This is a genomic window from Parvularcula marina (assembly GCF_003399445.1).
Classification (GTDB): domain Bacteria; phylum Pseudomonadota; class Alphaproteobacteria; order Caulobacterales; family Parvularculaceae; genus Parvularcula; species Parvularcula marina.
In genome coordinates, this window is record NZ_QUQO01000021.1 from 1 (window position 1) to 549 (window position 549).

The window sequence follows — 549 nt, forward strand, 5'->3', positions numbered from 1 at the left end:
CCGTGCTGTCATTTGCCATCGCCGCTCTCGTCTCCGCGCGACTCCTGCTCAACACCGTCAGCATCGGCAGCTACGCGGTTGCCGCTCTCGGCCTCATCATGACCGCCGTGCTGTTCTGGGTTGGCCACCGCAGATACCGCGCCGTGCATACGACGTTGGTTCAGGCATCCACTGATCGGATTCGACTGACAAGTGCGGCGCCGCTGTTCCTCTGGGCGCTTGCCGTGTTTGTGCTCGCCGTCGTCGGTGCGGTGTTCGCCGCGCTCGGAATCGTCGCGACACTAGAGCCTTAGCCACGTCGGCGCTCGACGCGAGCAGCCGCGCCTCCCGGCGGCGACCTCTGTTCACCGCCCAACGGCGTACCAACATCCGCACAGATACACCGGATGTTGTACGCAGCGCCCAGACGGAAGGCTTAGTGTTTTAGAGGCTGATTGCTGATGCCGATGTCGCTGAACACTCGCGGCACCTTCGCCCTACATTTTTGGGACAACGAGAAACTTCATGAGCTCGACTTCACACACCTCTGCACCTCGCCGCGGACGTTCT

Annotated in this window: 1 protein-coding gene; it reads left to right on the top strand. The window is 62.3% G+C overall.

The annotated features are described in order from the left end of the window. A partial coding sequence (locus DX908_RS16930) for a hypothetical protein (protein ID WP_158548883.1) occupies window positions 1-293 on the top strand: 293 nt, incomplete at its 5' end. Window positions 294-549: the final 256 nt, after the last annotated feature.